Origin of the sequence: Collinsella aerofaciens (assembly GCF_015553355.1) — a bacterium.
Taxonomy (GTDB): domain Bacteria; phylum Actinomycetota; class Coriobacteriia; order Coriobacteriales; family Coriobacteriaceae; genus Collinsella; species Collinsella aerofaciens_V.
Genome location: NZ_JADNGN010000001.1, coordinates 156,437 through 169,247, shown reverse-complemented (window position 1 = coordinate 169,247; position 12,811 = coordinate 156,437). Strand labels below are relative to the sequence as shown.

Below are 12,811 nucleotides of genomic sequence, written 5' to 3'. Positions count from 1 at the left end.
GTCTCTTATGGCTAAATCCATTCAACATAACGTGGCCTACGTTGCCTGCGGAAGCGGTTGTGCCTCCGCAGGCGGCGACGCCCGCTGCAGCGAAGGCTGCATTGGCTGTGGCGCCTGCGTCACGGCCTGCCCTCACGGCGCCATTGCGTTGGCCGATGGCATCGCCCGCGTGGATCGCTCCAAGTGCACGGGCTGTGGCCTGTGCGGCATGGCGTGTCCACAGCGCGTGATTGCCTTTGTTCCCGGCTATCAGAACATTCTGGTGCGCTGCAACAACACCGATAAGGGCGCCATTGCGCGCAAGATCTGCGACACGAGCTGCATCGGTTGCGGCATGTGCGCCAAAAAGTGCCCTGCCGGCGCTATCCGCATCGAGGACAACTGCGCCCATATCGACGGCGCGGACTGCCTGTCGTGCGGCATGTGCGCCGTCGTCTGCCCGCATGGCGCCATCCACGACCGCACCGGCATTGCCGCCGGCGTGTAGAAGGGAATCACCATGGCACAGGAATTCACTTTTACCGTTAACGGCGTCGAGTGCACGACGACCCAAAACAAACCGTTGCTGCGCTACCTGCGCGACGACCTGCATATCCATTCCGCCAAGGACGGCTGCTCCGAGGGCGCGTGCGGTACCTGCACCATCCATGTGGACGGTGCGGCCGTCAAGGCGTGCGTGCTGACCACCGCGCTTGCCGCCGGTCGCAACATCGTGACCGTCGAGGGCCTGCCCGAGGACGTGCGCGAGGCCTTTGTGTACGCCTTTGGCGCCGTGGGCGCCGTGCAGTGCGGCTTTTGCATCCCCGGCATGGTCATGGCGGGTGCGGCGCTCATCGCCGAGGACCCCGAGCCCACCGAGGAGCAGATCAAGTACGCCATCCGCGGTAACGTCTGCCGTTGCACCGGCTACAAGAAGATTATCGAGGGCATTTCGCTGGCAGCTGCGGTGCTCCGCGGCGAAAAGCAGATCGACGAGGATCTGGAGCGCGGCGATGACTACGGCGTGGGCAAGCGAGCCTTCCGCATCGACGTGCGCAAGAAGGTGCTCGGCGAGGGCAAGTATCCCGACGACATCGACGAGCTCGATCAGCCGGGCCTGACCTATGCCAGCGCCGTGCGCTCCAAGTATCCGCGCGCCCGTGTGCTCTCCATCGATACCTCCAAGGCCGAGGCCCTGCCCGGTGTGGTGGGCATCCTGCGCGCCGAGGACGTGCCGGTCAACCAGGTCGGCCACCTTATCCAGGACTGGGACGTCATGATCGCCCAAGGTGATATCACCCGCTGCGTGGGCGATGCCATTGTGCTGGTGGTCGCTGAGGACGAGGCGACGCTCGAGAAGGCCAATAAGCTCGTCAAGATCGATTACGAGCCTCTGGAGCCTGTGCGCAACATCGCCGAGGCCAAGGCCGCCGACGCACCGCGCCTGCACGACAGCTTCTTTGCCTTTGGCAACACGGTGGAGCTCAAGGACAACGTGTGCCAGAGCCGTCACGTGACGCGCGGCGATGCCGCCAAGGCGCTGGCAGAGAGCGCGTTTACCGTGACGCAGCGCTTTACCACGCCCTTTACCGAGCATGCCTTCTTGGAGCCCGAGTGCGCCGTCGCCTTCCCGTACAAGAACGGCGTCAAGGTGCAATCGACCGACCAGGGTGCCTACGACACGCGCAAAGAGTGTGCCCACATGTTTGGCTGGGATAACGAACCCGAGCGCGTGGTCGTCGAGACCATGCTCGTGGGCGGCGGCTTTGGCGGCAAGGAAGACGTGTCCATCCAGCACCTGGCTGCGCTCGCCGCATATAAGTTCCAGCGTCCTGTGAAGTGCAAGCTTACACGTGCCGAGTCGCTCGCGTTCCATCCCAAGCGTCATGCCATGGACGGCACCTTTACGTTGGGTTGCGACGCCGAGGGCAACTTTACCGGTCTGGACTGCGAGATCAACTTTGACACCGGCGCCTACGCGTCGCTGTGCGGTCCGGTGCTCGAGCGCGCCTGCACGCATGCCGTTGGCCCTTACAAGTACCAGAACACCGACATCCGCGGCTTTGGCTACTACACCAACAACCCGCCCGCCGGCGCGTACCGAGGCTTTGGCGTGTGCCAGTCCGAGTTTGCGCTCGAGAGCCTGATCGACCTGCTGGCCGAGAAAGTCGGCCTGGATCCGTGGGAGATTCGCTACCGTAACGCTATCGAGCCGGGCGAGGTTCTGCCCAACGGCCAGATTGCCGACTGCTCCACGGCGCTTAAGGAGACGCTGCTCGAGGTCAAGGATGCCTACTACGCGCATCCCGGACACGCCGGTATCGCCTGCGCCATGAAGAACGCCGGTGTGGGCGTGGGCCTGCCCGATGCCGGCCGCTGCAAGATTCGCGTCGAGGATGGCCGCGCCGTGGTCTACGCCGCCACGTCCGACATCGGCCAAGGCTGCAACACCGTCTTTTTGCAGGACGTTGCCGAGGCCTGCGGTCTGCCGCTGAGCTGCATTGCCAATGGCGAGTGCTCCACCGAGAACGCACCCGACTCCGGCACCACGTCTGGCTCGCGTCAGACGGTCGTGACCGGCGAGGCCGTGCGCGGCGCCGCCTTCCTGCTGCGCGATGCCATGCTTGACATCGAGGCCGGCAAGTCCGCACCCGAGGCTCCTGTGAGTGCGCATGGTGATGGCGTCAAGATCGAGTACGACGACGGTCGCGCCTATCAGCTGCGCGCACAGGAACTCGTTGCCGGCCAGGGTATGCATCCTCAGGATCCCGCGGCTGCCATCAAGGCGCTCGAGGGCCGCGAGTTTGGCTACGTGTACCTGGAGCCGACCGACAAACTGGGTGCCGACGTTCCCAATCCCAAGAGCCACATCTGCTACGGTTTTGCCACGCATGTGGTCATTCTGGATGATGACGGCCGCGTGAGCGAGGTCTATGCTGCGCACGATTCCGGCAAGGTGGTCAACCCCATCTCCATCCAGGGTCAGATCGAAGGCGGCGTGCTCATGGGGATGGGCTATGCGCTTACCGAGGACTGGCTGCTCAAGGACTGCGTACCCCAGGCAAGGTACGGTACGCTCGGGCTGTTCCGTGCGCCCGAGATTCCGGATATCCACGCCATCTACGTGGAGAAGGACGAGCTGCTGCCCGTGGCATACGGCGGCAAGGGCATCGGCGAGATCGCAACGATCCCCACGGCGCCCGCCGTGCAGAACGCCTATCGCGCGTTTGACGGCAAGCTGCGTCCAGATCTGCCCATGGTGGATACGCCGTACAGCCGCGCCCGTCACCGCGGGTAGGGTAGAGCGCGGACGGTCATTGCTGACGAGCTGTTCGCGCTCAACATCAACTGCATATGCTGCACCTTTGGCCCCAGCTCCATCGTGAGTCGGGGCCTTTTGTTTGGAGCGCCTCCGCATGCGGAAACTGCGTCCCAGAATTTCGCTTCAGAGTGGGATGCCGTTTCCGGCTGAACCCTCTGGCGGAAAGTTCATCCCAGAATTGACGCTCGGAGTGGGACACAGTTTCCGGATGGAACCTCAGCGGAAATTGCGTCCCAGTTTGAGCGTCTATTCCGGGATGCAGTTTCCGCTGGGCGCTTCAGCCGGAAAGCGTGTCCCGTTCTGGGCCTTGATTCCGGGACACGGTTTCCGCTAGGTATGCCATATGGAAGGCGCATCCCATTCTGAGCACTCAATCTGAGATATGGTTTCCGCGGTGCCGCCAACTGGAAAGTGTGCCCCAGTTTGATGGGCAGGCGGGCATAAGCTCAACAGCTCCTACAGGTCCACCTCGTTGAGCCATGTCGGCAGCGCGGTCTGCCGGATGCCTGCCGTCTGTAGCTTTTTGGCGAGCACTCCTGCCGAGCGGACCTCGCTGATGGTAAAGCGCAGCAGAGGGTGACCGTAGAGCGATAGGTGCGCCTCGCGCTGTCGTTCGGCAACGAGCGCCTCGGCGGTGGTGCGTCCGGCCAGCATGGTCTGGTCGGTATATTTGATGAGCCCGTCGAGCTCGCCCAGCGTGAGTTCCCGCGCCTGGCGCTCCCAGGCAAAGTCCGTTCGTATGGGCTTGGCCGAATTGAAGGGGTCCGTCAGCTCGTATTGAAGCCAATCGGGCGCAAAGCCCGTCTCGATCATGACGGCTCGGGCGACCGATTCCCCGCCGCTCTCGGCGCGGGCGTCGGCATATCGAAGCGTTGTGAGAGCCGTACGAATCGCGCGACCATTGCGGGCAGTTGCTCGTTGCTCGACGGCCTCCATCAGCTGTTCCCGCACAAGGACGAGCTTTGAGATCGCCGAATCGGCAATGGGCATACCGTCGGCAAAACCGGTCTGCAACAGGCAATCTGTAACCGTTTGGATGGGCGGCGTTACCGATATGCCGGCTCTGCGTTTTGCTCCGGCCGGCTCAATCTGGTGCCGCTGAATATGTGCGCCCGGACGAGCCGACGGCTTGGTGGTACTGCAGACATGCACGACATTCAGGTGTCGCCACGAGACCTCGAGCCCCAGCAGACAGGCGGCCGAAAACGAGCAGAACGTCCAATCGGGGTGGATGATCGCAAGGGCGCGGAGGATTTCGCAATGGCGTTGCGCTCGGTTGAGTTCATCCCAGCGCGTTTTTCGCGCAAACAACCCCGGCATGGGCGAGACAACCGTGCCGCCGGTGCGCCGAAGGAGCGCTTTTCGGATCGCCGTGCTCGGGGGAATCAGGCAGCGCCCCTCTTGTTCGGCTTGAGTGAGCAGTTGGTCGATGAGCTGGTCATTGCAATGGGTCATGAGCTACCGCCTCCTTTTGGTTAGCAAAAACGTATCAGCTGGAACTTGCCGCTCAGCTGACCAAAAGCTGACCAAAATCTAACCATGCAGGTAGATGACCTGCTTTTGGCAACATATTTCTTGTTTGAATCGGTGGGCGGTAATCGGCGACCGTGAACGGTAACTGGATATGAAGTCTTGGTAAGTTTCGGGACGTGTACTTTTTGAAAAAGAGCATTCTATCTGCTGTTTTGTGTTTCTGGATCGCATATTTGAAGGCATGTGATAAGGGCGGCGGACTGTCGCCTTGTATCTGCGGAAACTGTGACCCGGAATTGCCACTCGGAATGGGACGCGCTTTCCGGACAGCCCTTCAAGCGGAAACTACACCCCAGATTTCGGCCTCAGAGTGGGATGCCGTTTCCAGATCGGGCCTCAAACGGAAATTGCATCCCGGAACGAGCCTTCAGAGCGGGATGAACTTTCCCAACGGGCCGCATGCGGAAACTGTGTCCCGGAATTGCCACTCAGAACGGGACACGCTTTCCGGATGGGATGCTTGGCGGAAACTACGGCCCAGTTTTGGCTCCAGAACGGGATGCATTTTCCGGAACGGTCCACGTGCGGTGGTGTACCGCCCCTTTTGCGTGCGCTGCCTGTCGAATTACGTTATAGCTAGCTATATTATAGGAAGGTATAATATAGCTAGCTATAACGTAAAGGAAGGATGGCCCTATGTTTATCGGAAGAACAGCGGAAATGTCCGAGCTCAATCGACTGTATGGCACGGGCTCCTTTGAGATGCCTGTGATTTACGGCCGCCGTCGCGTGGGTAAAACGCGCCTTATCACAGAGTTCATCCAAGGCAAGAGGGCTATTTACTTTCAAGCTCGTCGTACCAATGCAGAGGCAAACCTGCACGGCTTTAGCCAGGCGATACTTGCGGGTTCGGTTGGTGCTGCAGGCGTGTCGTTTCGTAGTTTTGACGAGGCGTTCGATGCATTGGCCACCATGGCTCGCACGGAACGTTTGATTGTTGTGATTGACGAGTATCCCTATCTCGCCCAATCGAATCCCGAGATCAGCTCGTTGCTGCAAGACAAGATCGATCACTTGTACAAAGAGACCAAGCTCATGCTTATCCTGTGCGGCTCGTCTCTTTCGTTTATGGAGGAACAGGTGTTGGGCTACGAGAGCCCACTATACGGTAGGCGTACGGCCCAGTTTAAGATCTTGCCGCTCGATTTTATGACGACCCTCGGCCTGTGGCAGAGCATGGGTCGCGAAGACGCTGCAGTTTGCTATGGCATGACGGGCGGCATTCCTGCATATATCGAGAAAGTCGATCCTGCCGCACCGCTCAAGGACAACATCAAACGTCTTTTTCTTACTCCTACGGGCTATCTCTTTGAGGAGCCGAGTAACCTGCTATTGCAAGAGTGCCGCAATCCCGAGCAATATGATGCAATCGTGCAAGCAATTGCTCAGGGGCGCTCGAAGATCTCGGAGATTGCGAGCTCTACGGGAATCCCTGCGAGCAACGTAAAGAGCTATGTGGATAAGCTGGCGTCGCTTGGGATTGTCGAGCGCGAGCTGCCCCTAAACGAGACGAGCAATAAGCGAGCCGTGTATCTGCTGAGCGATCAGATGTTTAGGTTCTGGTACAAGTTTGTTCCGCAGAACATCGGGCTGATTCAAAACGATATGGCCGAGATGGCGTATAAGCGCATTGAGCCGTACGTATCGGATTACATGGGTACGGTCTTTGAGCTCATATGCAGACAATACGTGTACGAACTCGCGCGGGCGGGCCAGCTCGATGTGGTTCCGGCGAGCGTCGGGCGCTGGTGGGGGACGGATAATCGTACGCATACGCAGGAAGAAATCGACTTGATTGTTGACGATGGCGAGGGCGATGCGCTGTTTGCGGAGTGCAAATGGCGCAATGAACCGGTAGGCGAGGATGTTCTGGAAAAGCTCGTGTACCGAAGCGAGCTCTTTAGGCGGCAGCATAAAAGCTACGTGATCTTTTCGAAGCGTGGCTTTACGCAAGGATGTCAGGAAGCTGCGGCGAGCAGGGGAGATGCCAAGCTGATTTCGTTTGCCGAGATGTGCGAGCGGAAATAACCAAGCGCGCTCTGATGTGATGCTCGGAATGGGACGCGCTTTCCCTTTGGCGGAAAGCACGTCCCAGAATCCGGGCAATTCGCTGGTCCGGTGGTTGAGCAAGCGCCGCGCCAAGGATGCCGAGCGTAAAACCTACAATGAAAACGGCGTAAAAACTGCATTGAGAATGGCGTAATTTCGCAGGATGACGTCGCCCGCTGGTGCTGCAGGAGCGGTGACCTGCAAACCTTGGGTTTTCGGACGAGCTTGTGCGAGAGAGCAAGCCAGTATGTGCGCTCGATGGCCCGCGTTCGCGTGCGCCCCAAGCGCTACTTCTGTGACCCGTCACTTGCGGCGGCGTTGCTGGGGGCTACCCCTGGGCGGTTGCTTGGCGATATGCAAACGTTGGGGATGCTCTTTGAGAACCTCGTTCTGCGCGACGTGCGCGTGTTCCTTTCCACCTACGGCGGTGTCGACAACAGTGTCCATTATTTCTGAGATGAGAAGGGCCTTGAGGTCGATCTGATCGTTGAGCACGACGGGCGCTGGGGAGCCATCGAGGTCAAGCTGAGTGATGCGAAAGCAGACGATGGAGCGAGAAATCTTAAGGCGCTGGAGAGGAAAGTGCTCTCCAATCCTGCCGCCCAGAATGCCGCGCCGGCGTTTTTGGCGGTTGTGGTTGGAAAGGGAAGCACTGCCAACACACGCGACGATGGCGTGGCAGTGATCCCCTTGGCGGCACTTGGGACGTAGTGGTTTTGCGGGGCGCCGTGCTTCCATTACCGAAAATCCATTTGTTAGACCTGGCGTCCGCGGGTAAAATAAAATCGACGGCAGCCCAAGTAGAGTGGAGCTGGGCAGCGCCGTTGCTTGGTCAAGAGGTCAGTGCCTTAATGGCAGCGACTTGTTATGCTTCGAATGCTGCTTGAGTGCCTCGGAAAGTTCGATAAGCGCCGTGAAGAGCAAGACCAAAGCAACCAAGAGCTCTACGAGCTCTGATGGGCCCGGGATGACCGCTGATTCAAGTCACCGGGCCTAAATCTTTTTCATGCATTTGAATAGAGCGGTCGACTCTCTTGGGGCCGTCTGCATGGCGTGTGCTTGGCGCATGGTATATTGCGTCCCGCTTTCATGTCCGCACGGGTTCCTATCCTTACGGCAATGTAGCCGCCTATGTAACGAGCGGCAGTTGACGGAGAAAGGCCCTGACCGTGCCAGACAAAAAGACGCCGGATATCTCGGCTATCGATACGACGAACTTTGCGCGCCAGATTGTGCTGGACTTTGAGTTTGCGCCGGTGCCAAAGCAGCGCCAGCGACGTGGGCTGCGCAATGAGATTATCGAGGTCGGCGCCGTCAAGCTCGATTACCACGGCAACGTTATGGGCGAGTTCTCGCAGTTTGTGCAGACGGAATTTACCGAAGGCGTTGCGTTTTCCGTCCGCGAGCTTACGGGGATATCGGCCGTGGACACTGCGATGGCCGATCCGCTCTACATGGTAATCAAAAGGCTCAGCGATTGGATCGGTCGCTACTCCGCACAGGTGGTTTGCTGGAGCGGGGCGGACCGTCGACAGCTTTTGACCGAGTGCCAGGCAAAGCACATTGATCTTTCCGCATTTCCTACGGACTGGGCCGACCTGCAGGCGTTTTACACCTCGATCATGGACGTGGGCAGCCACGGGTGCGTCTCTTTGAGTGACGCGGCGACGTGGTTTGGCATCGAGTTCGACGAGCCGACGGGTCACGCCCACAGCGCCCTTGCCGATGCGCGCGTGACCGCCAAGCTGCTCAAGCAGGTGATGGACGGGGACTACCGCGTGAGCCCGCGCGCCCAGGAAGTCCGCCAGCGGTGGGGGATGGGCGAGCGAGCTCAGACGCGCCTTTCTAGCAAGTGCCCCGAGCTGGGCGACCTGCTGCTGAAGCTGAAGGCGGCGGGAAGGTAGGGGCGTTAGCTGTCTGCATGGCGCGTGCCTGTCGCGTATCGTTACTCTTCCTGCTGCTTGGCAGGCAAGATGTAGACGTTCTCGGCGTCCACGGCGATCTGCGCGGGGCGGTTGTAGAGGGTGTCGATCTCCTTTACGCTCTGCTTGAACGGCGTGACGTCGGGCGTCTTTGCCTGATGGAGCTTTTCGAGGAGTTTCTCGGATTGCTTGTCGTTGAACTTTCCGATGCTCTCTCCTGCGCCTTCGGGCGCCTCGTCGATGAGTGTATGGTCGCCCACGGGGGTCTTTGCGATGGCGTGACCGAGCAATTTGCCCGCGGACGCGATACCGCCCAGCAGTGCCGCATCGACGGTGTCGACAGCCCCCGCTTCGAGTGCGTTGTAGCAGTCGGTGTAGAGCTCGCGGTACGCGATCGAATCAGCCTCGATCTTCGCAGTGGCGTCCGCGAGCTTTGCGGGCTCGAAGTTCTGGGCGAGCATGGGTTCGAGGAACAGCGAGAACGCGTGGATGTAGGTGGCGAGCTGGCAGTCTTTGAGGTAGTCGAGCACCTTGTCGAGGCGTCTGCCCAAGCCGTCTCGCACCTCGATGAACCCTTTCTTTTTCAGATCTGCCTGTGCCTGCGAGCGGAAGAGTTCCATGTCCTGCGCGGACGACTGCTTGATGTCGAGCACCTTCATATGGGCGTTTGCCATGTAGGTGGCGTTGCCGTAGTTGAGTCCGTAACCGTTGAGGATGTCTGCGAGCGTCTTGAGGCTGCCACGCATGTTGGCCTTGTCGCGCTGACGCATGTACTCGAACATTTCGTCGACGGACTCCTGGATGGAGTCGAGCTTTTGGTTTATCTGCGCGATTGCGGCTGCCATGAATAGCGATGTTGGATCGTAAGGCACCTGCGTGACGCTCGTGGCGATGTCGCCCTCGACTACGTGGAAGCGCGCCTGCCCAAGGCCCTTGGCGGCGTCGCGGTAGCCCCCTGTGAGACCGCTGCCGTCCTTGAACGAGTTGAGTTTCGACGGATCGAGCGGGTTACCATATTTGTCAGTCGCCTGGAGCAGCGTGGGCACGCTCACCGTGTTGGTGACGGTGCGAAACATCGAGGGGAGCGAGGCGAACGCCACGCCGAGTTGGGGAATTCGCTCGAGCGGTAGCTTGATGGCGCCGGAGACGTCCACCCGCTTCTGAGTGAGCGCGAGGTGGATTTTGGTCGATGCGAGCTGTTTTGCCACGAGCTCCTCTCGGCCGTCGTTCGCCGAGGGTTTGGTCTCGTTGTCTGCCATAGCGCGCTCCTTGCTTACGTTGATAGTCGTGGGCATTATCTCATCGCCTGGTGGCTTGCTAGAGCGAGGTAGAGGCCGAGCGTCTGGCGAAACTCGTTAACTGATTGCATTTCAGCGGATTGGGTTGATTATAAGAGAAGGACGGCTATCCATCTGCCCTTCCCAGTTGAGTTCGCTTTGAGCTACTGTTCGTGCCTATGCTGCTTGGGCTCAAGCCTTCTCGCTGCCGTGAAGCAGGTCGTGGCCGCCATGGCCAATGCGATGCTGGCCATCCAAGTGGAGTCGCCGGTTGCAGCGAGATTTGGTTCATCGGCTGTCGTGCGTCCCGACTTTTTTGTAGCCGCCTCGTCGGCGTCCTTTTCAGGAGTGGCAGGATCACTTTTGTTGTCGCCGGGTGAATCTACGTCGGTCTTTCCGCCCGCCTGCTCCCCTTGGGCCTTCCCCTCCACGGTGAAGGACGCATCGGTTGCCGTCCCGTCCTTCCAGACGGCCGTGACGGTGTGTCCGCCGGCGGCGAGCGTGTCCAGGTAGGACGGCCTGAGCTCGATAATCGTGCTGCCCCTGGTTGCGGTGTAGTTCTCGGCGGAGACCTCAGTTCCGTCCACGAGGAGACGCGTGAACTCATCGAGAGGACCGCTGAAGCGGAAGGTCAGACCGGCCTCGCCGTCCTTTGCATACGCCTGCCCGTCGCCCTTGGTGGCGGCATACAGCGGAGCGGTCACGTCGAAGGTGACGTCCCCCGCGTCGTCGACATCAAAGGTCTGAACGCCGGTCTTGCCGTTACGCTCGGCGTAGGCGGAGCTGTAGACGAAGGTCTCGTGGCCCGTCTTGTCGAGGACCGCGAGGGCTTGGATTTCAAACGAGCCCATCGAGAGCGACGTGGGGAACTCGATTTCGATATAGCCCCTTGCCGCATCGTAGCTGCAGCTCAACGTTTTGCGGGTCTTTAAAGAGTTCGGGTCCTCGACATAGCCGGGGTCGCCGAGGATCGGGGAGACAGACTTTACGCCGTCCGCGTCGCCTACATTGCAATAGATACGGAGGATCCCGCCGACGGGGACCCTCTTCGCGGAGATGGAAACGTTCGAGACCGTGGGCGGGTTCCGGTCGATCGCGCTGCCGGTCACCTCGAAGCACAGCTCGCTCGGGTCGCCAACCGAGAAAGTCGCGCCCGAAATGCCGTTGGCCCTGGCGTAGGAACTCTCGTACACATCGGTCTCGAACCCTAGGCCATCGGTGACCGAAAGGCCGATCAGCCTGTGCCTTCCGATCCTATTGCTGTCGAATGTGAGGTCAAACCCGTCGATAGACGAGCCTCCGTGATAATAGGCTGACGAAACAGAGCAGCCGTCGTCCGAATTCTCCCAGCCCTGCCGCAGTATGGGGGAAACGGAACGAACGCCGTCGGCATCGGAGACGGTCCAAGAGATGTGGAAGTCGGCACCGGTTGCGACCTCCCTGCTCGAGAGCGACACGGAGGACACGGTCGGCGGGTTTTGGTCCTCGGGTCCCTCGGTCACCTCATACTCGAGGGGGTCGGTGGTGAAGGTCGGACAGTCGAGCCCCTTCTCCTCGGCATACGTCGTGTCGTAGACATCGGTAACCCATCCAAGACTATCGGTCACGCCGAGGCCGATGATCCGGTACCTGCAGGGCCGGTCGCTCGGGGAGGTGGAGATATCGAAGCCCGCGGTCGTGTTGCCGGTCGACGAGAAGGCGAGACGGGAACTGATTCCATGGTCTCCGGTATCGTTTTCGACAACGACTTCGACTATGGGCGTGACGGACCGTACCCCGTCAGGGTCATCGACGCTATAGCCGACATGCAGCGTGGAGCCGGCCGTGACTGTCGTCGCGGATATCGTCACGTTGGAGATGCTGGGCGGGTTCGGGTCCGACGCGGCTAGGGCGGTTGAGGGCAAAGCAAGCGCTACGGTGGTGGACAGCGAGGCGAGCAGGCTAAGCGCGAAGCGCCTGGAGAATTTCAAGGAGGTCATTGGTGGTGCCGATCTTCCATAATTGTTGCAGCGATACCAGTATATCTTTGGCCCATGCTAGCCAGATGTTCTTTCCGCGAACGGCTCGTTAGTTTAGAGACGGCATATGGACGCCTGTCTCGTCCACGTTTCTCGTAAGGGCGATTATAAGGACATGAAGAGACTTTCTCGGAACAATCAATTGGGGATATCAAAGAAATGCTGGACGTCTCCCGATCGCTCAATGCCTTTGAGGTGAAATGCGGCGCATCGGCTACGTTGTTGAGATCATTCATCGAGCGATACGTCATTCCAGCTGAGGCCACCGTCATGAGGCTTCTGTTCCTACACCCCCCGCAATCCCGCGGGTGGCACTCAGCAGCTCATACTCCCTCTGGCTCCGCTGGCGCAGTTCGGCAGTCTCGACGGCATCGCGACACAGATCCAGGAACACCTTGGCTCCCTCGCAGAAGCACTCACGGGCAAAGGTGCCAGATCCGTCCGCAACGCATACGCCGTCGGCGAAGAGCTTCCAGCTGGACGGCTCGCGCGAGTTGTCGCCGGACAGCCTGATCTGCAGTACGTGCGGGCCGCCGGCGGCACGGAGCTCTTCCTCGAGCTGCTGCACCGTAAAGCGCATCTGGTGGGAGAGACTGCTCTTGACCATGGCCGAGGCGTAGCCGTTCGGCTTGTCCAGAAGATGCATGCGTTTTGGCTGTGCGACCAGGTTGTGGAAGTTGCGCTCACTGCGCACGGAGAAATTGTCCATAC

The 12,811-nt window shown here is 60.0% G+C and carries 9 protein-coding genes; 5 read left to right on the top strand and 4 right to left on the bottom strand.

Annotated elements, in window-relative coordinates; genetic code table 11:
• The first annotated feature begins 7 nt into the window (after positions 1-7).
• Entirely contained in the window at positions 8-487 is a 480-nt protein-coding gene (locus tag I2D57_RS00690; RefSeq protein WP_195361133.1) for a 4Fe-4S binding protein, read from the top strand.
• Positions 488-499: 12 nt separating this feature from the next.
• The gene (xdh, locus tag I2D57_RS00685; RefSeq protein ID WP_195361132.1) at positions 500-3,277 is read left to right on the top strand and encodes a selenium-dependent xanthine dehydrogenase; all 2,778 of its coding nucleotides are present in this window, start codon (positions 500-502) and stop codon (positions 3,275-3,277) included.
• Positions 3,278-3,757: 480 nt separating this feature from the next.
• Here the strand turns inward: xdh and I2D57_RS00680 are convergent, their stop codons facing one another.
• Positions 3,758-4,756 (bottom strand): hypothetical protein, encoded by a 999-nt coding sequence (locus I2D57_RS00680; RefSeq protein WP_117769392.1) that lies wholly within the window; start codon positions 4,754-4,756, stop codon positions 3,758-3,760.
• A gap of 714 nt (positions 4,757-5,470) precedes the next feature.
• Between I2D57_RS00680 and I2D57_RS00675 the strand changes: the two genes are divergently transcribed.
• The 3 genes from I2D57_RS00675 (at position 5,471) to I2D57_RS00665 (ending at position 8,787) form a co-directional block, all read left to right on the top strand.
• Entirely contained in the window at positions 5,471-6,862 is a 1,392-nt protein-coding gene (locus I2D57_RS00675) for an ATP-binding protein (RefSeq protein WP_195361131.1), read from the top strand.
• 246 nt (positions 6,863-7,108) lie between these two features.
• A complete protein-coding gene (locus I2D57_RS09825; RefSeq protein ID WP_229055540.1) occupies positions 7,109-7,339 on the top strand; it encodes a DUF4143 domain-containing protein in 231 nt (76 codons plus the stop codon).
• 713 nt (positions 7,340-8,052) lie between these two features.
• Positions 8,053-8,787: an exonuclease domain-containing protein gene (locus I2D57_RS00665; protein ID WP_195361130.1), complete on the top strand. Its 735-nt coding sequence runs from the start codon at positions 8,053-8,055 to the stop codon at positions 8,785-8,787.
• Between the two features lie 41 nt (positions 8,788-8,828).
• Here I2D57_RS00665 and I2D57_RS00660 read toward each other — a convergent pair whose 3' ends face one another.
• The 3 genes from I2D57_RS00660 to I2D57_RS00650 form a co-directional block, all read right to left on the bottom strand.
• The gene (locus I2D57_RS00660; RefSeq protein ID WP_195361129.1) at positions 8,829-10,064 is read right to left on the bottom strand and encodes a hypothetical protein; all 1,236 of its coding nucleotides are present in this window, start codon (positions 10,062-10,064) and stop codon (positions 8,829-8,831) included.
• 182 nt (positions 10,065-10,246) lie between these two features.
• Complete coding sequence (locus I2D57_RS00655) at positions 10,247-12,061, bottom strand: hypothetical protein (protein ID WP_195361128.1); 1,815 nt, start codon at positions 12,059-12,061, stop codon at positions 10,247-10,249.
• Between the two features lie 307 nt (positions 12,062-12,368).
• The gene (locus tag I2D57_RS00650) at positions 12,369-12,809 is read right to left on the bottom strand and encodes a hypothetical protein (RefSeq protein ID WP_195361127.1); all 441 of its coding nucleotides are present in this window, start codon (positions 12,807-12,809) and stop codon (positions 12,369-12,371) included.
• Between the last annotated feature and the right edge of the window lie 2 nt (positions 12,810-12,811).